The organism is Streptomyces sp. PA03-1a (genome assembly GCF_033792805.1).
Classification (GTDB): domain Bacteria; phylum Actinomycetota; class Actinomycetes; order Streptomycetales; family Streptomycetaceae; genus Actinacidiphila.
Genome location: NZ_JARAVO010000157.1, coordinates 1 through 22469, shown reverse-complemented (window position 1 = coordinate 22469; position 22469 = coordinate 1). Strand labels below are relative to the sequence as shown.

At 71.0% G+C, this 22469-nt stretch carries 19 protein-coding genes; 6 read left to right on the top strand and 13 right to left on the bottom strand.

Annotation, left to right across the window (positions count from 1 at the left end; translation table 11 throughout):
• The first annotated feature begins 324 nt into the window (after positions 1 to 324).
• From PV341_RS29795 to PV341_RS29775, 5 genes are all read left to right on the top strand, one after another.
• Positions 325 to 909, top strand: coding sequence for a helix-turn-helix domain-containing protein (locus PV341_RS29795; RefSeq protein ID WP_500332217.1), 585 nt, complete (start codon positions 325 to 327; stop codon positions 907 to 909).
• Between the two features lie 92 nt (positions 910 to 1001).
• Positions 1002 to 1898: a class I SAM-dependent methyltransferase gene (locus tag PV341_RS29790; protein ID WP_500359452.1), complete on the top strand. Its 897-nt coding sequence runs from the start codon at positions 1002 to 1004 to the stop codon at positions 1896 to 1898.
• Positions 1899 to 2145: 247 nt separating this feature from the next.
• Positions 2146 to 3219: a PP2C family protein-serine/threonine phosphatase gene (locus PV341_RS29785; RefSeq protein WP_500332219.1), complete on the top strand. Its 1074-nt coding sequence runs from the start codon at positions 2146 to 2148 to the stop codon at positions 3217 to 3219.
• Between the two features lie 430 nt (positions 3220 to 3649).
• Complete coding sequence (locus tag PV341_RS29780; protein WP_500359451.1) at positions 3650 to 6181, top strand: CehA/McbA family metallohydrolase; 2532 nt, start codon at positions 3650 to 3652, stop codon at positions 6179 to 6181.
• Positions 6182 to 6509: 328 nt separating this feature from the next.
• Complete coding sequence (locus PV341_RS29775; RefSeq protein ID WP_500332221.1) at positions 6510 to 6995, top strand: manganese efflux pump MntP; 486 nt, start codon at positions 6510 to 6512, stop codon at positions 6993 to 6995.
• On the opposite strand, the gene pqqE is transcribed toward PV341_RS29775, so the two are convergent.
• From pqqE to PV341_RS29725, 10 genes are all read right to left on the bottom strand, one after another.
• The gene (gene pqqE, locus PV341_RS29770) at positions 6992 to 8101 is read right to left on the bottom strand and encodes a pyrroloquinoline quinone biosynthesis protein PqqE (RefSeq protein ID WP_500332222.1); all 1110 of its coding nucleotides are present in this window, start codon (positions 8099 to 8101) and stop codon (positions 6992 to 6994) included. The two genes, PV341_RS29775 and pqqE, sit on opposite strands and share 4 nt — an antisense overlap.
• Positions 8094 to 8423, bottom strand: a complete 330-nt coding sequence (gene pqqD / locus PV341_RS29765) for a pyrroloquinoline quinone biosynthesis peptide chaperone PqqD (protein WP_500359449.1) — start codon at positions 8421 to 8423, stop codon at positions 8094 to 8096. The genes pqqE and pqqD overlap by 8 nt, the downstream gene beginning before the upstream one ends.
• 5 nt (positions 8424 to 8428) lie before the next feature.
• A complete protein-coding gene (pqqC, locus tag PV341_RS29760; protein ID WP_500332224.1) occupies positions 8429 to 9127 on the bottom strand; it encodes a pyrroloquinoline-quinone synthase PqqC in 699 nt (232 codons plus the stop codon).
• Positions 9128 to 9131: 4 nt separating this feature from the next.
• On the bottom strand, positions 9132 to 10019 hold the full coding sequence (pqqB, locus tag PV341_RS29755; protein WP_500332225.1) for a pyrroloquinoline quinone biosynthesis protein PqqB: 888 nt from the start codon (positions 10017 to 10019) through the stop codon (positions 9132 to 9134).
• A 76-nt stretch (positions 10020 to 10095) separates the two neighbouring features.
• Positions 10096 to 10191, bottom strand: coding sequence for a pyrroloquinoline quinone precursor peptide PqqA (gene pqqA / locus PV341_RS29750; RefSeq protein WP_500332226.1), 96 nt, complete (start codon positions 10189 to 10191; stop codon positions 10096 to 10098).
• 46 nt (positions 10192 to 10237) lie between these two features.
• Complete coding sequence (locus PV341_RS29745) at positions 10238 to 11938, bottom strand: PQQ-dependent dehydrogenase, methanol/ethanol family (protein ID WP_500332227.1); 1701 nt, start codon at positions 11936 to 11938, stop codon at positions 10238 to 10240.
• Positions 11939 to 11951: 13 nt separating this feature from the next.
• The gene (locus PV341_RS29740; protein WP_500332228.1) at positions 11952 to 12413 is read right to left on the bottom strand and encodes an MSMEG_3727 family PQQ-associated protein; all 462 of its coding nucleotides are present in this window, start codon (positions 12411 to 12413) and stop codon (positions 11952 to 11954) included.
• Between the two features lie 280 nt (positions 12414 to 12693).
• Positions 12694 to 14838, bottom strand: coding sequence for a catalase/peroxidase HPI (gene katG, locus PV341_RS29735; protein ID WP_500359454.1), 2145 nt, complete (start codon positions 14836 to 14838; stop codon positions 12694 to 12696).
• Positions 14839 to 14967: 129 nt separating this feature from the next.
• Positions 14968 to 16362 carry a DNA-binding protein gene (locus tag PV341_RS29730; protein WP_500359448.1) on the bottom strand — a complete coding sequence of 465 codons (1395 nt, stop codon included), beginning with the start codon at positions 16360 to 16362 and terminating at the stop codon, positions 14968 to 14970.
• A 201-nt stretch (positions 16363 to 16563) separates the two neighbouring features.
• Positions 16564 to 17184, bottom strand: coding sequence for a TetR/AcrR family transcriptional regulator (locus tag PV341_RS29725; RefSeq protein ID WP_500332230.1), 621 nt, complete (start codon positions 17182 to 17184; stop codon positions 16564 to 16566).
• A 174-nt stretch (positions 17185 to 17358) separates the two neighbouring features.
• On the opposite strand from PV341_RS29725, the gene PV341_RS29720 reads away from it, so the two are divergent.
• Entirely contained in the window at positions 17359 to 18399 is a 1041-nt protein-coding gene (locus PV341_RS29720; protein WP_500332231.1) for an aldo/keto reductase, read from the top strand.
• A gap of 73 nt (positions 18400 to 18472) precedes the next feature.
• Here the strand turns inward: PV341_RS29720 and PV341_RS29715 are convergent, their stop codons facing one another.
• The 3 genes from PV341_RS29715 to PV341_RS29705 all read right to left on the bottom strand — a co-directional run bounded on the left by PV341_RS29715 (position 18473) and on the right by PV341_RS29705 (position 21976).
• Positions 18473 to 19144 carry a response regulator transcription factor gene (locus tag PV341_RS29715; RefSeq protein ID WP_500332232.1) on the bottom strand — a complete coding sequence of 224 codons (672 nt, stop codon included), beginning with the start codon at positions 19142 to 19144 and terminating at the stop codon, positions 18473 to 18475.
• 63 nt (positions 19145 to 19207) lie between these two features.
• A complete protein-coding gene (locus PV341_RS29710; RefSeq protein WP_500359447.1) occupies positions 19208 to 19912 on the bottom strand; it encodes a VanZ family protein in 705 nt (234 codons plus the stop codon).
• Positions 19913 to 20035: 123 nt separating this feature from the next.
• Positions 20036 to 21976 (bottom strand): N-acetylmuramoyl-L-alanine amidase, encoded by a 1941-nt coding sequence (locus PV341_RS29705; RefSeq protein WP_500359446.1) that lies wholly within the window; start codon positions 21974 to 21976, stop codon positions 20036 to 20038.
• Positions 21977 to 22469: the final 493 nt, after the last annotated feature.

The following is a 22469-nucleotide window of genomic DNA, read 5'->3' as shown; positions in this document are numbered from 1 at the left end:
GGGCAAGCAGTACGTGGTGTCCAAGGACAACATCAACGGCCTGGAGTGGACCCTCGACCCGTCCACCATCTTCCGCTTCTGGGAGATCCAGAAGGGCGTGACCCAGTAGCCGGTGCGAGGGCGGGCGTCGGCCGGCGGGGACGGTGAAGGGCTCGCGCGGCTCTCCCATCGCGACGACGATGCGCGCAGCCGCGGCGGCCGCGCCCCCTCACGGCCGCCGCGTTGCGCGGCGTGCCGCCGCCACTGCTCGCGGCCCCGGTCTTGGCGGGGTCGAACGGTGACGACGCCGGGCATGCCTTGCCGTGCACGCATAGACTCTTGCTCATGACGCAAGACGATGGTGATCTGGACAGTCTGGTGCGCAAGCGCATCCGCGCCCTGCGTGTGGCCCAGGGCTGGTCCCTGGAGGACCTGGCCGTGCGCGCCAACGTCAGTCAGTCCACGCTCTCCCGCATCGAGAACGGGCAGCGGCGCCTGGCGCTGGACCAGCTCGTCACCCTCGCCCGCGCCCTGGACACCTCCCTGGACCAGCTGGTGGAGACCGCGTCGGACGACGTGGTCTCCCACCCGACGATCGACCGGGCGCGCGGGCAGATGCGCTGGCCGATCAAAGCGGAACCCGGCATGACCGTCATCCGGCAGCGCATGACGAACCCGCCGCCCGACCACCCCTCGGGCATGCGTGCCCACCCGGGCCGTGAATGGCTCGTCGTCCTGTCCGGGACCGCGGTCCTGCTCCTGGGCAACCGTCGCCTGCGGATCGAGACCAACCAGGCGGCGGAGTTCCCCACGATGCTCCCGCACGCCATCGGGGCCGAGGGCGGACCCTGCGAGATCCTGGGCATCTTCGACCGCGACGCCCGCCGCGGCCACCAGCGCGGCGAGGCCACCGGGAAGGCGTCACCGTGACGGTTTGCGCCTGCCGCAGCGCGGCCGGGCATCGGCTTGCGCATTCCGGAAGCCGCTGGGCCGCCCGCGGACGCCCGCCTAGCGTGGGCGCCATGAATCACCCCCACCCGCACGCAGCGGACCATGCCGCGCCCCACGTCCACGAGCACGAGCACGAGCACGAGCACGATCACGATCACGACACAGCCGTTCAGGCGGAGATCCTCGACCTGGACGCCGAAGTGCTCGCCGAGCACAACGCGTCCATCACGGACTGGCTGCCCGTCGGGAACAGCCCCCGCCGCATCGTGGACCTGGGCTGCGGGACGGGAGCGGGAACCCTCGCCCTCCTTCGGCGCTTCCCCGCGGCACAGGTGACGGCCGTCGACTCCTCGGCCCCGCACCTGCGCCGCCTGCAGGCGAAGGCAGCCGCGGCCGGAGTGGCCGACCGCGTGCACCTGGTCGAGGCCGACCTCGACGCGGCGGCCTGGCCCGACCTCGGCACCCCGGAACTGGTGTGGGCCTCGGCCTCCCTGCACCACATGACCGAGCCCGACCAGACCCTGCGCCAGGTCCACGACCTGCTCGCCCCGGGCGGACTGTTCGCCGTCGTCGAGCTGGCCGGCTTCCCCCGCTTCCTGCCCGGGGATGCCCCGCAGGACGCCCCGGGCCTGGAGGAGCGCTGCCATGCCGCACTCGACCACCACCACGCCGAGCACATCCCCCACCGCGGCGCCGACTGGGGGACCAAGCTGACGAAGGCCGGCTTCACCATCGAGGGCGAACGGACCCTGACCATCGACGTCGCCCCGCCCCCCACCGACGCGGTCAGCCGTTACGCACTCAGCAGCCTGCGCCGCATGCGCACCACCGTCGCCTCCGCCCTGACGGCGGACGACCTGACCGCCCTCGACCGGCTGCTCGACGCCGACGGTCCCGAGGGCATCCCGCGCCGCACCGACGTGGGCGTCCGTACCGAGCGCACGGTCTGGGCCGCCCGCCGGGCGTGAACCGCTGCCCCTGAACACCGTGACCCGTGCCGCCGGGGTCCGGCGGTGCCCAAGCGGTACAGGGGCCACGGTGCCGGGCACTGCACGGACGGGCAAAGGCCTGTGCACGACGGGGCAAGGGGCCAGGCCGGAATCCTCCCTACGGTCGAGTTGTCCCGTCACGAGTGGGACGCCAATGCGCGGTCCCGGGACCGCTCGCGGATCCGTCGGCTCCCGGCCCGCGCAAGACTGCGAGGGAGTGACGCTGATGACCGACGCCGAACAGTTCGAGGAGCGGCGGGACGAGGGGAAACCGCTGCGGTACCTGGCCGTCGCGAGCGTCGTGGCGTGGATCCTCGCGGTGTGCGCGGTGTGCGTGATCCTGCCGCTGTACTCCCACCCGAGCCTCGCGTGCGGCCTCGCGCCGCTGATCACCGCGGGGACCGCGGCGATGGTGCTCGGACGCGTGAAGGACCGCTACCGCTGCCGGGCGGAGCGGGCGCACGCCGTGTCCGACACCGTCCGGCGGGTCCTGCTCCGGCCGCTCCCCGGGCGCATCGGCGCGCTGGGGCTCGCCTCCATCTACCGTCCCTGCGGGGGCCGGGGACAGGTCGGCGGTGACCTGTACGCGGTCGCGCGCGCGGGCGAGGCGACCCGCCTGATCATCGGTGACGTGTGCGGCAAGGGCCTGCCCACGTTCGAGGACGTCGCGGCCGTGCTCGGGGCCTTCCGCGAATGGGCGCCGCGCGCCGCGACCCTGGCGGAGCTGTCGGCGCGGCTGGAGGAGAGCTTCCTGTTCCACCTGGCCGACAGCGACGACCTCTCCCGCGAGAAGGACGAACGTTTCGTGACGGCGCTTCTGCTGGAGGTGCGGGACGGCGAGCCGTTCGCCCGCATGGTCAACCACGGCCACCCGCCGCCCATACGGGCCCGCCGGGGGAGCGTCGCGCTGGTGGCGGGCTGCCCGGCTCCCCCCTTGGGCCTGTACGGTCTGCGGGACTGCGGTGCCATGGAGGAACGCTTCGAACTGTGCCCCGGGGACACGCTGTTGCTCTACACCGACGGCCTCATGGAGGCCCGCGACGCCGCCGGGCGGTGCTACCCGCTGCTGGAACGCGCCACGACGTGGCGGTGGATCCGCGAGGGCACACCGGGCCACGTGTGCCTGCCCGATGTGCTGGGGGAGATCCTCGAGGATGTCGTCGAGCATTCGGGCGCGCTTCCCGAGGACGACCTGGCGATGGTCGCCCTGACCCGTGTCGAGGAACCGGGAGCGGCCGTGCTGTCCAGGTCGGCCGGTGAGGCCTGGCGCGAGGACGCGGAGCAGTGGCGGCACGGTTGATCACCGGCCCGGTACCACCTGCGGAGGTTCCGAGGAATGCCCGGGGGAGCCGTTTGACCCGGAGGGCAGCCACACCCATAGGGGCGTTTGACCCATGCAGGGGACACGGACCGGCTGTCACAGTGGCGGGGCCGGGAGGACGGCTGGCTCTCCGCGAGGCCGGTCGTGGAAACCGGTTGATCAGCGCTGCCTTGAGGCTGCCGCACCCGCGCCCGCGACCTCGCGATGCCCTTCCGCATGGCTCCGGGCCGGTCGGTCGTCCCTTAGGGCGCGTGCACGGGGGAATCGTCCGGGCGGCAAGTGATGCCACATACCCGCAATGGGTGCGAATGGTTCGCTGTTCGTTCATTTCGCGGAAGAAGGCGCGCTTTAGCGTCTCGGGGACTTCACACCGATCCACAGGGGAACGGTGCACGGAAAGGCGCAGTACATGGAGACGACAAGAGGGTCCACCGGGCCGGACCGTGAGCCCGAGGGCCTTTCCCGCCGGCGGTTCGTGGTCATGGCGGGTACCGCCGTCGCGGCGGTCGGCGTCGGTGCGGGCACCGCCGAGGCGGTCAGCGGATCCGCCCTCGAGTCGAACGGCAAGGTCAAGACGGTGGGCGGGAGCTCCGTGCTCAACCGGGCCAAGGCGCCCAAGGGCAAGTGGCTCGCGGGTGACACCCACGTCCACGACGACCATTCGTCGGACGGCAGCGGGCCCCGGCAGACCTCGCACCAGACCCTCCCCGGGAACCTTCCCGTCGGCGACCAGATCGCCCAGGGCGAGAAGGCCGGCCTCGACTTCATGCCCCTGACCGACCACCGGACGTACGACCAGGTCTGGGACCCCCAGTGGAAGTCGTCCAAGCTGCTGTTGCTCCCGGGTGAGGAGGCGAACGGCTCGCCCCACGCCATCGTGCTGGGCAACGTGGACGTGATCGTGGACGGCGCCAACCCGACCGGTTCCGCGGCCTTCCGCCATGTGCAGCAGTCCGTCTGGGACGCGCACGCGCAAGGGGCGGTGTGGTCGCAGGCGCACCCCGACGACGGTGAGTACACGCCGGCGACGGGCCCGAACGCCAACGCGAGCGTCCAAGGCGCGGACCTCGTCGAGGTGCTCAACGTGTCCACCGGTCCGGACGAGCAGGTCGAGTACGCGGAGAACCGCTGGAACGCGGGTTTCCGCTTCGGGGTGGCGGCGGCGAGCGACTGCCACTTCCGCGAGCTGTGGGACATCGACGCCCCCGGGACGCCCACCACCCACGTCTTCGCGGCGAAGCGTTCGGTCCTGGGCATCCTCGACGGGTTCCGCAGCGGCCGTACGACGGTCGCGCAGAACACCGCGGGGCCGTTCCTGACCATCGAGGCCGACGTCGACGGTGACGGCGTGTTCGAGGCGATCGGCGGCGACGAGGTGGTCGTGGCCGACCGCAAGCTGCCCAAGAAGGCCACGCTGCGTGTGAACGTCAGGGGTGGCAAGGGAACCACCGTCCACGTCTACGCGGCTCCCGGTCGATCGGCGGGCCCCATCGCGAGCTACCGGCCGCAACGGGCCAACGAGAGCTACGAACTGCCGCTCGTGCTGAAGGGCACCGACCACGGCTGGTACCGGGCCGAGGCCCGTTCCCCCGGCAGCGCCTCCGGTTCCGACGCCGACCCGAACCTGCCCGACCAGCTCCGCGGTGCCACCTCGCCCGTCTTCGTCTCCGTCGGCGCTCCGGCCGACCCCCGGCCCGAGATCGCGCTCCCGGCCGCCGACACCGCCCACGACGAGGCGGCGTTCGTCACCGGCGACCCGGGCACGTTCACCGGCTTCTCCGATGTCGCGGTCGTGGGCGACGTCACGCACGTCGTGGCGGAGGTGCACGAGAACCAGGTGAGCAAGGTGGTCTACCGCCGGCTCAACGGCAAGGGCAGGATCACCAGGTCCGTCACCTTGTCCGGCCGTTCGGCGACGGCGCGGTTCCCGCGGATCGTCGCGACCTCCCATGACGTGTGGGTGGCCTGGCAGGACGAGCAGGGCAAGGAGCAGCCGCACCGTCCGGTGATCCTCCTGGCGCACAGCGCCGACGGCGGCGGCTCCTTCAAGGCCCCGGCCAAGATCAGCAAGGGCAAGGGGCGTGCCGTCCACCCGGCACTGGCACTGGTCGACGACAAGCATCCGCTGGTCGCCTGGTCCGACAACGGCGAAGGCGCGTTCGACGTGTACGCGCAGATCGTCGGCATCGACAAGGCCGCGGTGAACATCTCCGCGGCGGGCAAGGCGACCGGTCCGGGCGTGCCCGGCGATGCGCGCTCGCCGCGCTACCCCGCCTCGCTGTTCCCGGTCGTCGCCGTCCACGACGGCGAGCACGCCGTGATCAGCTGGCAGGACGACCGCTACGACCCGGACCCGTTGTGGACCGGCCACACCCCGCCCGCGGGCCAGCCGGCCGCCGGCGGTACGGACCCGGACAACTGGCAGGTCCTGGCGTCGGTACGCAAGGCGCCGGGCCGCGGCTGGAGCACTCCGGTCCAGGTCAGCAGGGTCAGTGACCGATCGGACAGGCACCCGGGCCTGACCGTGGACCGGGACGGGACGTTCGTCGCGATCTGGGAGAGCGGTGCGCTCCAGAGCTCCGGCTCCAACCTCCAGCTCCGGGCCAGCCGATCCACCGACGGCGGCACGACCTGGACGGCGTCCGAGAACGTCGCCCTCGACGCCGAAGCCATGAGCCAGCGGGCCAGGCTCGGCGTGGACCCTGACGGCACGGTCCGCGCGGTCTGGTACGACTCCCGCTCGACCGACTGGCGCTGGAAGGTCTTCACCGCCACCCTCGACCGCGAGGAGGGCTGGTCCGACGCCACCCAGGTGAGCCACCAGGGCAACAGCACCTGGCCCGCCCTGCACCGCGGCGTCGTGGTGTTCACCAGCGACCGCGGCGCGACACGTACACAGCGCGACGAGACGCAGCAGATCTTCCGGGCGAAGCTGGTCTGAACCATCGGCATCGGGTCCGTCCGCTACCCCTCCCCCGCGCCTCGGGTTTTCCGTGCGGCCGCAGGCACGCCGGGGGAGGGGGTGCTGCGGCAGGGCAGTTCCGCGGATCAATTGGCCGCGCGCGCCGCGGCGAGTAGTGTTGACAGTGCTCCGGAAATCGGTTCCGCGGATTTGTTGCGCGGGACGTCCGGGATATCGTTTCCAACCTGGCGGTCATTCCGCGCGGCGGATTCGGCCCCGCCGTCATCGGTCGTCATCGGGCGGCGACATCGCCATGATCTGGGAAATACTGGTCCTGGGTTTCGTACTCAGTCTCGACAATTTCCGGGTGTCGATCGCGCTCGGCACCGTCCCCTTCGGTCTGAAGCGCGCGGTGCAGGTTGCGCTCACCTTCGGGCTGTGGGACGCGGTCATGCCCTTGGTCGGGCTGTTGATCGGTCGCCGGATAGGGGAATCCATCGGAGACGTCGCCGACTTGGTGGGTGCGGCCGCTCTGGGTGGTTACGGTCTCTACCTCGTCGTCTCGGCCCTTCGGCACCCCGAGCCGGAGGAGTTGGACCATCCGTGGGCGCTGTTCGGCATCCCGCTGACGCTCAGCCTGGACAACCTGTTCGCCGGGGCGAGCCTGGGGATCCTCGGGCTCTCGCCGTGGTTCTCGGCCGCCGTCTTCGGAATCATGACGGCGGTGATGTCGCTGGTCGGGCTGCAGCTGGGTCGGGTCGCGGCGCGCCTCATCCGGATCCGCTCGGACCTGCTGAGCGGGGTCACCTTGATCATCGCCGCTGCCGCGCTGCCGTTGTGGTTCGGCGGCTAGCCGCCCGGGATGCGGTCCGGCCGGCGAACCCGGTGCGGTCGGGGGACCAGCGGTGGGTCGTCGGAACGTGATCCGGCGTTGGCGGCCGCCACCGCCCGGGCGACCAGGTGATGGTCGGGCGACAGGTGGCAGACCGGGTCGGTGCGGGCCGCATCGCCGGTGAGCAGGAACGCCTGGCAACGGCAGCCGCCGAAGTCCAGCTCCCGCCGGAAGCAGCTCCGGCAGGGCTCGGGCATCCAGTCGGTTCCCCGGAACGCGGTCATCACCGGGGACTCGTTCCAGATCCACGCCAGCGAGTCCTCACGCACGCTGGCCCTCGGCAACGGCAGGGACTGGGCGGCCGGGCAGGGCAGGACGTCGCCGTTCGGCGTGACGGTCAGCTGCCGGGACGCCCAGCCGCCCATGCAGGGCTTGGGGTAGCGGCTGTAGTAGTCGGAGATGACGTAGATGACGTCCATGCGGTCCCGCAACCGCTCACGGGCTGCCCGCACGACGACTTCGGCCGCTTCGAGCTGGGCCCGGCTGGGCAGCAGCGCGGCACGGTTGCGCCAGGCCCAGCCGTAGTACTGGGTGTTGGCCAGCTCCAGCCGGTCGGCGCCCACCTCCTCGGCCAGGTCGAGCACGTCGGCGACCCGGTCGATGTTGTGCCGGTGCAGGACCACGTTCATGGTCAGGGGCCAGCCCAGCTCCTTGACCACGTGCATCGCCTCGATCTTGCGCTCGAAGGACGGGACGCCGGCGATCCGGTCGGACGCGGCCGCTTCGTGGGCCTGGATGCTGATCTGCACGTGGTCCAGGCCGGCGGCCCGCAACTGTTCGGCCTTCGAGCGGGAGAGCCCGAGGGCGCTGGTCACGAGGTTGGTGTAGAGGCCCAGGTGGTGGGCGGCCGCCGTGATCTCCACCAGGTCGCGCCGCAGCAGCGGTTCCCCGCCCGACAGGTGGCACTGCAGGACGCCCAGGTCGCCGGCTTCGGCCAGCACCCGCCGCCACTCGTCCGTGGCCAGCTCGTCCTGGTAACCGGCCATGTTCAGCGGGTTGGAGCAGTACGGGCAGGCCAGCGGGCACCGGTAGGTGAGTTCGGCGAGCAACCCGAACGGGCTATCCATCGGTGAGCTCCATCCAGCGCCGGGTGACGAGCCGGGTCAGGAACCGCCGCACCTCGTCCTCCGGGACGGTCTGGTAGCGGGCGCCCAGCTCGGTCACGATCTCGGCCACGGTGTGCTGCCCGTCGCACAGCTGGAGGATCGCCGCGCCGCTGCCGTTCAGGACCACCACCGTCTCGGGGTGCAGCAGTACCTGACGCTGCCTGGTCCGGCAGAAGGTGAGCCGGACATGACGCGCCAGCCGGGGCCGGTCCGGGCCGCACACCTCGACACGGGGTCCGGTCCTGGTCCTGCTCCGGGTCGCTCCTGGGGGTGTCGGGTCCATGGCGGTCACTCCGGGTAGGCCTGGTCGATGGCGTCCATGAGACTCCACAGGACGTCGCACTTGAACGAGAGCGCGTCGACGGCGCGCGCCTGCGACTCGGCGGACAGGCAGTGCGACGTGACCACCTGGAGGGCGTGCTCGCAGTCGCGCGGGGCCTGCTCCAGGCGGGTGCGGAAGTAGGCGAGGCCGTCGGGGTCGATCCACGGGTACCAGCGCTCGAAGGCGGCCAGGCGAGCGGCCATCAGGTCGGGCGCGAACAGTTCCGTGAGCGAGGACGCCACCGCCTCCACCCACGGGCGGGTCCGGGCGAAGTTCACGTAGGCGTCGACGGAGAACCGCACGCCCGGTACCAGGTGCCGGTGGTCCCGGACCTCGTCGCGGGTCAGCCCGGTGGCCTCGCCCAGGCGCAGCCACGCCTCGATGCCGCCCTCGCCGGCGGCGCTGCCGTCGTGGTCGGTGATCCGTCGGATCCAGCGGCGGCGGACGTCGAGGTCGGGGCAGTTGGAAAGGATCGCGGCGTCCTTGCGGGGGATGTTCTCCTGGTAGTAGAAGCGGTTGGCCACCCAGCCGCGGATCTGCCGATGGCTCAGCCGGCCTGTGTTCATCCGGACGTGGAAGGGGTGTTGGTCGTGGTACCGCCGCGAGTGGGCCCGCAACGCCTCGACGAAGTCGTCGGCGCCGGTTCTCGTGGTTGTCGTCGTCACGGCTCTACACCTGGATCTCGAGGCCGTCGGTGGCCACCTCTATGCCGCTTTCCCGCAGGATGTGCCGCTCGGGTGCGTCCTCCAGGAGGATCGGGTTGGTGTTGTTGACGTGCACGAGGACCGTCCGTCCCGCGGCCAGCGACGGGAGCCGGGCCAGGCTGCCGTCCGGGCCGTCGATGGGCAGGTGGCCCATCTCCCGGGCCGTCTTGCCGGCCAGCCCGAGCCGTACGAGCTCGTCGTCGCGCCAGCAGGTCCCGTCGAACAGCAGGCATCCGCAGCCCTCGAGCTCCGCGCACAGCGCCGGCGTCAGCGACTGCACGGCGGGCAGGTAGACCAGCGTCCCCCCGCTGCGTTCGTCGGTCAGCCGGTAGCCCACGACGCGGCCGTGGTCCGCCTCGGCCCCGAACCGGGCGCGTTTGACGGTCGGTACGTCGAACGCGCGGCAGGACAGCCCGTCCGCCAGGGCCAGGTCGGTGCCGGGGATCACTGCCCGCCACTCGACGGTGCAGTAGTGCTGGAGCGTGCTCAGGATTCCCGAGCCGTCACACAGGGTCTTGTGTGCCGCCGGAGTGGCGTACACCCGCAGGACACGGGCCTCGCGCAACAGCAGCAGACCCAGCGTGTGGTCCAGCTCGGCGTCGGTGAGCAGCACCGCTTCCAGCGGCGTCGTCCGGTCGCCCTGCGGGTGCAGGCCCGGGAAGGCCTCGAACTGGGCGCGGAGGTCGGGTGAGGCGTTGACGAGGAACCACCGGCAGCGGTCGGCGCTGACGGCGATCGAGGACTGGGTGCGCGGGGGGCCGGCCCCTGAGCGGACCGCGCCGCACACGGGGCAGCCGCAGTTCCACTGCGGGGACCCGCCCCCCGCCGCCGAGCCCAGCACTCGCAGCAACACGCCGGCACTCCGTTCGTCGAATGTCCGGGTCCGTCGTCGGCCCGGCCGCCTCTCGGCGTCCCGAGCCGTCGGTCCGCTAGTCCTCCAGCCGGGCGACGTACATGGTCACCTCGGCCGCGACCGCGATCTCCTCGAACTCGGGCGTCTCCCACACAACGAGCTGGGGTTCCATGGATTCACCTCCTCTCTGGCCGGTCACGGCAAGATCCGGTCGCGCGCTACGACCATTCCGGGAGGGCGAAGGTGATCAGGGCGCTCCCGTGTCCCGCGCCGAGCATGCCGGGGAGGAATCCCTCGGCCCACCCGCCCCAGCCGACCGGTACGGCGATGTACTGCCTGTCGTCGACCATGTAGGTGGTCGGGCTGCTGTGGTGGCCGCTCCCGCACTGGAACTGCCACAGCCCCTGCCCGGTGCGGGCGTCGAGCGCGTTGAACTCGCCGGACGGCTCACCGGCGAACACCAGGTCACCACCGGTGGCCAGCACCGAGGCGCACATCGGCAGTTCGTTGCGCCAGCGCCACTTCTCCTCGCCGTCGGCGTCGAACGCGCTGACGGACCCCGCCATGTCCTCGATGTCCACCTGAACGCCCGCGCCCCAGTACGGGATGCTCTCCTTGAACTCCCGGCGCCGCCGGGTGGCCGTGGCACCCGTGTCCTGGACGGGCACGTAGAACAGCTCGGACTTCGGGCTGTAGGCCGCGTGGGTCCATTCCTTCGCGCCTGCCGGACCCGGGTAGAAGTGGACGGGTACTCCCTCCTCGTCGGGGTACAGCTTGGCCGTCACCCGGCCGTCCCTCGTGATGGCCCCCCACGTGATGCGGTCCACGAAGGGGGTGATCCCGACCCTCGCCCCGTTGATGCGGTCGAGGACGAAGAAGTAGCCGTTCTTGTCGAAGTGCCCGAGCAGTTTGCGCCCGTCCCGCTCGAACAGGATGCACTCGGCGATGCTGTCGTAGTCCCACACGTCGTGCGGGGTGCACTGGTAGTGCCAGCGGATCTGACCGCTGTCGACGTCGACGGCGATGACGCAGTCGGTGAAGAGGTTGTCACCCTCGCGGACAGCTCCGTCGAAGTCGGGCGCCGGGTTGCCGGTGCCGACGTACAGCAGGTTCGTCTCCGGGTCGAACGTGCCGGTGACCCAGCAGTTCGCCCCACCACGCGCCCAGGCCTCGCCGTGGGCGGGCCAGGTCTCCGAGCCCGGCTCCCCGGGCTTGGGCACCGTGTAGCAGCGCCACTGGTGCTCGCCGGTGGCGAGGTCGAACGCGTCGAGATGGCCGCGTACGCCGAACTCGCCGCCGGAACTGCCGACGATGACCATGTTCTTCACGATCAGCGGGGCGAGTGTGGCGCTCTCCCCAGCGCGGACATCACCGTAGGTCGTGTCCCAGACCCGCTTTCCGGTGGTGGCGTCGAGGGCGAGCAGACGGGCGTTCGGCGTGACGGAGAAGACCTTCCCCTGGGCCACGGCGACCCCCCGGTTCACGTTCCCGCAGCACAAGGACACGTCGAAGGGGACCGCGTGCTTGTACCGCCAGATCTCCACGCCGGTCTTCGCGTCGAGGGCCCAGACCCAGCCGTCCCAGCCGGACACGAACATGACCCCGTCGACGACGATCGGGGCGGCCTCGAACGAGTAGGTCGACGCGCCCGCGATCAGTCCGGTCGTGCCCGCCTGGAAGACCCATGCGGGGACGACGCGCTTGACGCTCTCGGTGTTGATCTGGTCCAGCGGGCTGTACCGCTGCCCGTTGTAGGCGCCGTAATAGGTGAGCCAGTTGTGCGGCTCCTGGCGGGCGTTGAGCATGCGCTCGTAGTCGAGGCCGGCCACCACCGGCGGCGCGACCTCCCCGCCCGCGACCTTGCCGCTCAGCAACCCCTGGTCGACTGCCTCACCCGCGTCCACGTAGTCGAGGGACATCTCCTCCTCCTTCCTACGGCCGCGGTTGCTCGGGGCGGTCGAGGCGAGCCTCCGGCGGAGCCTCTCCCAGGACGACGATGGCCCCGGTCAACCCCCGGCCCTCGTCGTTGCCCGTGGGCGAGCAGTACCAGTAGTAGCCCGGTCCGTCGAGGTTGAGGGTCGCCCGTCCGCGCGAATGGTTCACCAGCCAGATGAACTTCCGGTCGCCATTGCTCGGCAGGAGCGCGCAGTGCGTGTTCAGGTCGTCATTGATGAGCTCGAGCTCGATATCGCCTCCATGGGGCATGACCAGAATTGATGGATCCCAGATCAGCTCATCCGGGTGGATTCGAATGGTGGCCTGCATGGTGCCGTCCGGTTTCTCGGCGGCATATCCGATGCTCCCGGTTCCCAGCACTTGACCCAGCGCTGCTTTGTTCTGTTCGACCAACCCGATCTTGTCCAGCAGGTCGGATCGCTCCTGCGTGGTCGTCATCGGGGCTTCACTCTCCTCATGCCGAATCGCTGTGTCCACTTCCGCCGGCGGCGGTGCTTCGCGGCCGGTCGCACACCTTCCTTCGAAAATGTTCTCCGAATTGACGTGGAATTCGGCGCGGGTGGATTTAATTGCTCCGAAAAGCGGACAATCTGCTACCCGATAAGCACGCTACGCCGTATGGATCACACCGACAAGGGTGAGCGCGCGTGCGGGCCGGCTCATGCCGTTCGCCCGCGACCGGCTACCGTTCGTCCCCCATGTGCCACCGTTGGGAGGATCAAGCGAGGTCGTACCGGTCGAGGCACATGACCTTGTCCCACGCGGAGACGAAGTCCTTCACGAACTTCTCCCGTGCGTCGTCGCTCGCGTAGACCTCCGCGACCGCACGCAGCTCGGCGTTCGAGCCGAAGACGAGGTCGACGCGGCTGCCGGTCCACTTGACCTCGCCGGTCGCCCGGTCGCGGCCCACGAAGGTTTCGGCGGTCGTGGACGCCGGCTCCCACTCCGTGCGCGTGTCGAGCAGGTTCACGAAGAAGTCGTTGCTCAGCGACCCGGGCTTCGCGGTGAAGACGCCCAGCGGCGATTGACGGTGGTTGGCGCCCAGCACCCGCAGGCCACCGACCAGGACGGTCATCTCGGGCGTGCTCAGGTCCAACAGGTTCGCGCGGTCGACCAGCAGGTGCTCCGACGGCAGCCGGTCGGCCTTGCCGCGGTAGTTGCGGAACCCGTCCGCGGTCGGCTCGAGGGCGGCGAATGACTCCACATCGGTCCACTCCTGTGTGGCGTCCGTGCGTCCCGGAAGGAAGGGGACGTGCACGTCGTGGCCGGCCGTCCCGGCGGCCCGCTCGACGGCGGCGGCCCCGCCGAGCACGATGAGGTCGGCCAGCGAGATCCTCGCGTCCCCGGCTTGGGAGCCGTTGAAGGCCTCCTGGATCCCCTCCAGGGTGCGCAGCACCTGTGCCAGCGTGTCGGGCTCGTTGACCTCCCACCCCCGTTGCGGCTCGAGGCGGATGCGCGCGCCGTTCGCCCCGCCGCGCCTGTCGCTGACGCGGAACGTCGACGCCGACGCCCACGCGGTCGAGACGAGCTGGGAGACCGACAGCCCGCAGGCGAGGAGCCGGCTCTTGAGCACGGCGATGTCCGCGGCCCCGACGAGCTCGTGGTCCACGGCGGGGACCGGGTCCTGCCACGGCAGCGTCTCCCGGGGGACCAGCGGTCCGAGGTAGCGCTGGACCGGGCCCATGTCGAGGTGCGTCAGCTTGAACCAGGCCCGCGCGAACGCGTCCGCCAACTGGTCCGGGTTGTCCAGGAAGCGCCGTGAGATCGGCTCGTAGCCCGGGTCCGACCGCAGCGCCAGGTCCGTCGTCAGCATGGTCGGGGCGTGCGTCGTCGACGGGTCGTGGGCGTCCGGGACCGTACCGGCCCCGCCGCCGTCCCGCGGGACCCACTGCCACAGACCGGCGGGGCTCAGTTCCAGGTCCCACTCGTAGCCGAACAGGGTCTCGAAGAAGCTGTTGTCCCACGTCGTGGGGGTGGGCGTCCACGTACCGTCGAGCCCGCTGGAGATGGTGTCCGTGCCCTTCCCGGTGCCGTAGCTGCTCTTCCATCCCAGGCCCTGTTCCTCGAGCGGGGCGCCCTCGGGCCCGGGGCCGAGGTGGGCGTCCGGGGCGGCCGCGCCGTGGGTCTTGCCGAACGTGTGGCCGCCTGCGATCAACGCGACGGTCTCCTCGTCGTTCATCCCCATGCGCCGGAAGGTCTCGCGGATGTCCCGTGCCGAGGCGAGCGGGTCCGGGACGGTGTTCGGCCCCTCCGGGTTGACGTAGATGAGGCCCATCTGGTCGGCGGCAAGGGGGCGCTGCAGTTCCCGGACGCCGCCGTGGCGTTCGTCGCCGAGCCAGGCGTGCTCGGGACCCCAGTAGACGTCCTCGTCGGGCTCCCACACCTCCGCCCGGCCGCCGGCGAAGCCGAAGGTCGTGAAACCCATCGTCTCCAGGGCGCGGTTGCCCGCGAAGACCATCAGGTCGGCCCAGGAGATCTTGCGGCCGTACTTCTTCTTCACCGGCCAGAGCAGCCGGCGCGCCTTGTCGAGGTTGCGGTTGTCCGGCCAGCTGTTCAGCGGCGCGAACCGCTGCATGCCGGCGCCCGCGCCACCGCGGCCGTCGTGGATGCGGTAGGTCCCGGCGCAGTGCCAGACCATCCGGACCACGAGCGGCCCGTAGTGGCCGAAGTCGGCCGGCCACCACTCCTGCGACGTGGTCAGCGCGTCGTCGACGTCGCGCGCCAGGGCGTCGAGGTCCAGCGTGTGGAACGCCGCCGCGTAGTCGAAGTCCTCACCCATGGGATCGGCCTCGGCGGGGTGTTTCCGCAGGACCCTCAGGTCGAGCCGGTTCGGCCACCAGTCGCGGTTGCTCGCGCGTCCGATCGGCCGGCCGCGGTGCCCGGTGACGGAGAGGCCGAGGCCGCCCGCGTTGCCGGCGTCCGTCTCGCCGGCAACGGCGTCCGGGATGTCGGACACGGGGATCTCCTTCCGGATCAGAGGGTGCGTCGTGGTTCAGATGTTCAGCGCGCGACGCACGGCGGGCGCGTTCCGCCGGGAAACCGGCACCATCTCGTTCGTCCGGTCGTCCATGACCAGGGACAGCTCGCCCTTGAGCCCGCGCTCGACCTCCCGGATGCGGCTCAGATTGACCACGTAACGGCGGTGCACCCGCAGGAAGCCGACATCCGCCAGATCGCTGTCGAGCTTGTCCAGGCTCAGGGAGGCGGCTCGCAATCGACCTTGATCGGTGGAGAGCCACACGTCGTTTCCGTGCGATTCGGCGAAGGAGACTTCCGGCAGTCGCAGCAGCACCATCCGGTTGTCGCGCATCGCGACCAGTCGGCGCGGCGGCACCCGAGGGTGGGAGGAACCCTCCCTTTGGGGCAGCCGCGCCCCGTCGGAAACCCCGAACAGGACCAGGTTCCCGATCAGGTGCCCGGAGGAGAAGACGGGCCGGATGGTGATCGTCGTCGGCTCGTCGGCCAGGTGGGCGAAGATCTGCGTCGAGCCGACCCAGTCGGGATCGTGGGCCCCTTGCCTGCTGGCATACCGGGCGGCCGCGATGAATTCCGGCAGCCCGGGGTTCCAACGCAGGGTGGGGTCGATCGCCGGGGTGTACGCGGGGACGCCCAGGAGCACGCTCGCCATGTCGTCGGCGATCACCACCTTGCCGGCGGTGTCCACGGCGGCGAGCGCCGCACCGGACGTCGCCCTGGCCTGGGTGTAGGCCGCGACCAACTCCGCGCCGCTGTCCCGGGCGCGTCTCTTCAGCGGGTACCGGGTCATGGTGACGGCGCCGGCCAGCCAGCTTTCGGCGGCCGCGGGAAGCCCGTTGCGCCAGAAGGAGACGTTGAGGACCGCGATTGGTTCCCTGGTCACCACGTCACGCACCGCGATGCCCGCGCATACCCAGTTGTGGAACGCCTGGCACCAGTGCTCCGCGCCCCTGATCGGCACCGGGCCGTGCGCCTCGAGCGCCGTGCCCATGCCGTTCGTACCGACCGCGCACTCGGACCAGCAGAACCAGGGCGCCAGATTGCAGTCGTCGGCTCGGGCGAGCGTGGCGTGATCACCCCACGCGGCCAGGATCCGGCCGGTGGCGTCGGTGACGGTGACGAGCCCACCGAGGTTGCCCGCTTCATGTGCCACGGCGGCGGCACGGAAGCCCAGCTCGGCGAAGACCACGTCGTGCTCGGGCGTGTGGTCGGGCGCCGTGACGGCCGGCGGAGCCTTCGTGAGGTGGGGATCGACTCGGTACTGCTCTCGGCAGCGCTGCCAGGAGATCGCCACCAGGGGCCGGACACCGGGGACGTGGTCCTCGCCCTGCACGAACCGTTCCCACGCCGCGAGAACGGGGCCGCCGCCGAGGTTCGCCGCGTTGGGCTCAAGCCGATGTGTGCTTCTCATGGTTCAGAACCGCCCTTGGTCCATCCCCAATGCCGGCGGCGTGCCCGCGGTCCGGGCCGGTCACCGCTCGTGGCGGCCGGGCCTGCGCGGACTGCGTACCGCGTCGCGGGTCTCCCTGCTCCGTCACCCGTTCCGGGCTGTGTCACAGACCTCCACTGCCCACCCTAGTACCGTCGGCGGGCTGCGGACGCCCCGTGGGCACTAGCCGATGGGGCGGCGGTAGACGCCGTGCCACCAGGTGCGTGCCAGTTCGCGGGCGAACGCGGGGTCGCCGGCGGGATCTCCGGTGGTGACCTGGTCGGTCAGGGCGCGCTCGCCGCCGGTGACGATGATCCGGGTGGCGCTGACGGGGTCGAGGTCGGCGGGGGTGCGGCCGGCCTCCTGTTCGTCGCGGAGGATCTTGATGGTCCAGTCGGTGAACTGGTGGAGTTCGGCGGTGAAGTAGTCGCGCACGGCCGTGTCGTAGGTGGCGACCTCGGCGAGTGCCCGCCGGACGGCGGCGTGCCGGCGGTAGACCTCGATGACGTGCAGGAAGGCCTCCTCGAGGCCTTCGACGCCGGCCGAGGGCTGCCAGGCCGAGGTGAGGTCGAAGGACGAGGCCATGAGCCGGCCGGCCAGGCGCAGCAGTAGGTCGACCTTGTCGCGGAAGTGGCTGTAGAAGGTCGAGCGGGCGACGCCGGCCTCGGTGCAGATCTGCTGCACGCCCAGTTCGGTGAAGTTCGCGCCGCCTGCCAGCAGGCGCTGGGTGGCGTCCAGGACGTCCGCCTCGGCCGAGGTGGGGCGGCCGACCTTGGCGGTGCGGCGTCGGGTGATCGAAGGCATGTCCGGATCCTGGGGTCGTCGCGGGCGGGGGCCCGGCAGCGAACGTCACATTACACCGCGTCCGGACATCGTGTAGCGTAATTTCCGGACGCGCTGTCCGGATGCAGTGACCGGAAAGGCTGGGGTCTCCCGGTCACCCGCGCGAGCAAGTACGTGTGCGATGAGGAGTGACTGGTGAAATATCGTCTGCTGGGACGCACCGGGGTCTGGGTCTCCGAGATCTCCCTGGGTGCGATGACGTTCGGCGGCAAGGACCACCCGGTGTACGGCCCCCATGGGGCACTGGGGCAGCAGGACGTGGACCGGGTGGTCGGCGCGGCACTGGACGCCGGGATCAACTTCCTGGACACCGCGGACGTCTACGCCGACGGAGAGAGCGAGGAACTGCTCGGCCGGGCGGTCGGGCGGCGCCGGCGGGACGTCGTGCTGGCGACCAAGCTCCTCGCTCCCGTCGGGCCGGGGCCCAACGACCAGGGCCTGTCGCGTCTGCACGTGATGCGGGCCCTGGAGGACAGCCTGCGCCGGCTGGGGACCGACTACGTCGACCTCTACCAGATCCACAACTACGACCACGTGACGCCGCTGGAGGAGACGCTGAGCGCCCTCGACGACGCGGTGCGCCAGGGCAAGGTCCGCTACATCGGCTGCTCCAACCTGGCCGCCTGGCAGATCAGCAAGGCGCTGGGCATCTCCGCACTGCAGCACCGGGCGGCGTTCGTCGCCAACCAGACCCACTACTCCTTGGTGGCCCGCGACGCCGAGCGTGACCTGGTGCCCCTGGCCGAGGACTCGGGGCTGGGCCTGACGGTGTGGCAGCCGCTGGCCGGCGGATTCCTGACCGGCAAGTTCGACCGCGGCGGGGTGACCACGGAACCGGACTCCCGCCGGGCCCGGAACGGCTTCGACTTCGTACCGTTCGACGAGGAGCGGGGCTTCGCGGTGCTCGACGTGGTCCGGGGCGTCGCCGCGCGGCACGAGGTCGGCCCGGCCCGGGTCGCCCTGGCCTGGCTGCTGGCGCAGCGCGCCGTCACCAGCGTGATCGTCGGCGTCCGCACGGTGGAGCAGCTCGCGGACGACGTCGCCGCCGTCGGCCTGACGCTGACCGAGCAGGACCTCGCCGAGCTCGACGAGGTCAGCCGGCCGCCGCTCGCCTACCCGAACTGGATCCAGCAGTGGTTCGCCCCGACCCGGATCCCGGCGGGCAACCTGGCCTGACCGGCCGCCGCCTCGGCGCCGGCAGCGCCTCCGGGGCCCGGTTCGCCGCGGGCGGGCACCGGGCCCCGGGCGTCTACGTACGCGCGCCGGTGTCGATCCGGTATCCGACGCCGGGCACCGTGGCGATGATCCATGGTTCGCCGAGTCGTTTGCGCAGCGCGGAGACGGTGATGCGCACGGCGTTGGTGAGGGGGTCGGCGTTCTCGTCCCAGGCCCGTTCCAGTAGCTCTTCGGCGCTGACGACCCCGCCTTCGGCGGCGACGAGGACTTCCAGCACGGCGAATTGCTTGCGGGTGAGCGCGACGTAGCGTGCGTCGCGGAAGACCTCCCGGCGGAAGGGGTCGAGCCGCAGGCCCGCGATCTCGCGGACGGGGGGCCGGGCGTACGCGCGTCGGCGGTCGAGCGCCCTCAGCCGCAGGACGAGCTCCCGCAGCTCGAACGGTTTGGTGAGGTAGTCGTCGGCGCCGAGCCCGAACCCGGAAGCCTTGTCGTCGATCCGGTCGGCGGCGGTGAGCATGAGGATCGGGATGCCGCTGCCGGAGGCGACGATGTGCCGCGCGACCTCGTCGCCGGAGGGGCCGGGGATGTCGCGGTCGAGGACCGCGAGGTCGTACGAGTGGACGCCGAGCAGTTCCAGCGCGGAGTCGCCGTCGCCGGCGATGTCGGCGGCGATCGCCTCCAGCCGCAGACCGTCGCGGACGGCTTCCGCCAGGTAGGGCTCGTCCTCCACGATCAGTACGCGCATGTCCGAAGCCTAGGCGCCACGACGTATCGCCGACGTATGCGACGACGTGTGCCCACCGGACGCTCAGCCTGCCCGTGCCGGCGCAGGGCGAGGCCGGTCCGAGGGCGCTTGCGCCGTGGTGCGCCACCAGCGGCGCGACGCCAGCGCGGCCAGCACGGCGCCTGCGGCGTTGACCAGGACGTCGTCCACGGAGGACACCCGGTCCAACTGCAGGACGTACTGCGCGGTTTCGACCAGGACCGAGCAGCCCGCCCCGAGCGCCAGGATCCGTGGCACGGACGCCAGCGCCGCGAACCGCATCGGGGCGAAGAACCCCAGCGCCGCGAAGACCAGCAGGTTGCCGACGATCCCGAGCGGCCCCATCGTGACCAGGTCCCGCAGCGGTACCAGGCTCACCCGGGCGGGGACGACGCCGGCCCCGCCGCCCGGCATCATGGTCAGCCACAGGAACGGCACCGTCCCGTGGACCATGCCCACCTCGGCCAGCGACATCCGCCAGGCCGACGTGCCGCCGACGGCACGCCGACCGCGCGCCAGAACCCACACCACCAGCAAGGCCAACGGCAGCGCGATCAACGTCATGAGCGCCACACCGTTGAACGTGTCGAAGCAGCCGTGCCACCGCCCTGCCATGCACATCGGAGCGGACATCATGAGCGGGCGCCGCACGAGGGACGCGGCGCCCGCCACGCCGAGGATCACCAGGCCGAGGAGCACGATCCTGCGCATGCGGGGGAGCGGTGCTGACGGGGATGCGTTGTCGTTCACGCCCCCATTGGAGACGCGGGGCCGTTGCGGTGGCGTATGCGCTTTTCGATACGCCCGCGATACACGGGGGTCCGGCACACCAGTGCGTGCCGGACCCCCCGGTGGACCCGTCCGAGGAGCGGGTCAGGAGCCGTGGTGGGACGGACGTCCCTTGGCGGTCACGTCATCCGCGTAGATCAGGGCGGTCTTGTGACCGTACTGGACGGTGTACATCTTCTTGGCGCCGAAGACGACCTTCCCGCTGGAGGGGAAGAAGTCGTCCGTCAGGGCCGGGGCCGCCGTGGAGACGTAGGCCTGGCCCGCCGGGATGCCGTACATGCTCAGCGGAGCCTGCGTGGACGGCGAGAGACCGGCGGGGTACTCGGCGGCGTCCGGGTAGCTGGTGCCGTAGACCTTCACCGGGTCGGTCGCGGCGGGCCTGACGATCGTCACGTCGCGCGCGGGGATCGTGTTGACACCGCGCGGGTTGTGGAACCACACCTTGCTGCCGCTGAACCAGATCGCGGTCCAGTCGCCCTTCTTCCCGGCGACGACGAACTGCTGTCCCGCCTGGGCGGTGCTGCCCCAGTCGCTGATCCGGTTGGTGCCGGGGGCACCGGGGTGGATCGACTGCTCGCCGAAGAGCGGGGCGTCCGCACGCGGTTCGGTGCGCACGTAGACGAAGTTCGACGCCTGGCGCACCGTGGTGCACTCCTCCGTGGCGTCGCTGCCGTCGTCCTCGGGGCACAGCTCCATGGTCTGCTTGTTGCGGGCGAAGCCCGGGGCGATGGTCACGGCGGAGCCCACCGTGCCGACGCCGTGCCGGCCGGAGACCGGAGCGCCCAGCAGCTCCATGAAGTGCTCCCAGTCCCAGGACGGGCCCGGGTCCCAGTGCTGGTCGTTGACGAACCGGTCAGCGGGGGTGACAACGTTGTCATGGCCGATGATGTGCTGCCGGTCGAGCGGAATGCCGTACCGCTCGGCCAGGTACCTCACCAGGTCGGCCGTCGCCTGGTACTGCGCCTCGGTGTACCACTGGGCGCCGTGCGCGGCGTAGCCCTCGTGCTCGATGCCGATCGAGTGGAGGTTGGTGGAGTAGTTGCCCGCCTGGAAGCCCAGGTCCTTGGCGGGCACCATCTGGGTCACCGCGCCGTCGGAGGACCGCATGACGTAGTGCGCCGCGACGCTGCTCAGCGGGTTCTGGAAGGTGGCGATGGCCGATTCGTACGGCGATTCGGTGTCGTGGATGACGATCTGGTCGATCCGGACGCCGTTCGCGGGCCGGTCGGAGACCTGGCCGTTCTTCGGGCTGGCCGGGACGAAGGTGCAGTTCACCGTCGGCGGGCACTCGGTGTCCGCCACCACGGCCGCGGACAGCTTGAGCTTGTCCACCTGCGAGGTGGCGGGGCTGACCGCGGCGTCGGCGTCGAGCCTGACGCTCTGGCCGTCGTCCGTGGTGCGGGCGACGCCCTTCTTGATGGTGGCGAAGACGCGGTCGGCGAACGCGGTCGCACCCTGCCGCACCGTGGACTGGCTGTAGCGGGCGACCGCTCCGTACCAGTCGTCCGGGTCGTCGGATGGCTCCGCGCCGAGCTCCCGCTGGTACGACGCCAGCAGTGCGGCTCCGCCGCGGATGTTCGCGGCCGGGTCGTCGCGCAGCTCGTCGGCCGGCAGACCCGTCAGCTCCGCCGCGGTCCGGAGGGTGTGCTGTGCCGCGCCCGAGGCGAGTTCCGCGGCCTCCGCCCGTCCGGCCATGCCCGCGGCGCCGCCGGCGAGCATGTCGGGCGTGACGTCGGTCAGGTGCATGGGCCCGAAGCCGCCCGAAGCGCTGTGCTGCCCCTCGTGGGTGTCCCAGGACGACTGCTGGTAGGCCACCGCGAGAAGCACCTGCTCGGGCACCTCGTACTCGGCCGCGGCGGCGGCGAAGTTGCTCTGGAGTGCGGTGTCCGCTCGAGGGGTGTCCTCCGAAGCCTGGGCCACGACGGGCACGGCGATGGCTCCCGCCACCGCGACGATGGCCGCGCCGAGCGCGATGGGACGGCGCCGGGAAGCGTGCTTCCGGCGCGATACTGAGTCTTTGGTCATTGAATCCCGATTCCGGGGTGACGAGGTAGGTCACGCCACCTGTCCACGCTGAGGAGCGGCACGAAGCGGACCGTCGGTGAAGGGCGGCCCGGCCGACAGGCCTGCAGCGGAGCCTGTCCTGAGTGACCGTCATGGTCCAGGTCGCATCGCCCCTGAACTCGATGCCCGATGAACGTATCACACTGTCTGGGCGCCAAGATGAACGGTGTGTTTGTGAGGGGAAGGGGGAGGTGTGATGCCGAATATGGGACGATATCCGCGCATTTCCAGGGCTATTCGAGGCGGGAAGCCGGACGTGGCCAAGGCGCCTCAATGACACTGTTGTGAAGGTCGCGGTCTCCGGCATCGCATCGTGTGATCGCGGAGCATGCGGTCCCGCCGGGCGCCGCCCTTCGCGCCGTTGCGCCCCCACCGAAGCCTGTGGAAAACGGCTCACACGTGACAAGTACGTCTATAGGCTGACACCAAGTCACCTGGGTGGGGTGTGTGGGGA

What these genes read in the sequence shown, in the direction of transcription:
- PV341_RS29795 (WP_500332217.1), top strand. Translation starts at nt 325, where the DNA reads ATGACGCAAGACGATGGTGATCTGGACAGTCTGGTGCGCAAGCGCATC.
- PV341_RS29790 (WP_500359452.1), top strand. Translation starts at nt 1,002, where the DNA reads ATGAATCACCCCCACCCGCACGCAGCGGACCATGCCGCGCCCCACGTC.
- PV341_RS29785 (WP_500332219.1), top strand. Translation starts at nt 2,146, where the DNA reads ATGACCGACGCCGAACAGTTCGAGGAGCGGCGGGACGAGGGGAAACCG.
- PV341_RS29780 (WP_500359451.1), top strand. Translation starts at nt 3,650, where the DNA reads ATGGAGACGACAAGAGGGTCCACCGGGCCGGACCGTGAGCCCGAGGGC.
- pqqE (WP_500332222.1), bottom strand. Translation starts at nt 8,101, where the DNA reads ATGGATAGCCCGTTCGGGTTGCTCGCCGAACTCACCTACCGGTGCCCG.
- pqqD (WP_500359449.1), bottom strand. Translation starts at nt 8,423, where the DNA reads ATGGACCCGACACCCCCAGGAGCGACCCGGAGCAGGACCAGGACCGGA.
- pqqA (WP_500332226.1), bottom strand. Translation starts at nt 10,191, where the DNA reads ATGGAACCCCAGCTCGTTGTGTGGGAGACGCCCGAGTTCGAGGAGATC.
- PV341_RS29745 (WP_500332227.1), bottom strand. Translation starts at nt 11,938, where the DNA reads ATGTCCCTCGACTACGTGGACGCGGGTGAGGCAGTCGACCAGGGGTTG.
- PV341_RS29740 (WP_500332228.1), bottom strand. Translation starts at nt 12,413, where the DNA reads ATGACGACCACGCAGGAGCGATCCGACCTGCTGGACAAGATCGGGTTG.
- PV341_RS29730 (WP_500359448.1), bottom strand. Translation starts at nt 16,362, where the DNA reads ATGAGAAGCACACATCGGCTTGAGCCCAACGCGGCGAACCTCGGCGGC.
- PV341_RS29725 (WP_500332230.1), bottom strand. Translation starts at nt 17,184, where the DNA reads ATGCCTTCGATCACCCGACGCCGCACCGCCAAGGTCGGCCGCCCCACC.
- PV341_RS29715 (WP_500332232.1), bottom strand. Translation starts at nt 19,144, where the DNA reads ATGCGCGTACTGATCGTGGAGGACGAGCCCTACCTGGCGGAAGCCGTC.
- PV341_RS29705 (WP_500359446.1), bottom strand. Translation starts at nt 21,976, where the DNA reads ATGACCAAAGACTCAGTATCGCGCCGGAAGCACGCTTCCCGGCGCCGT.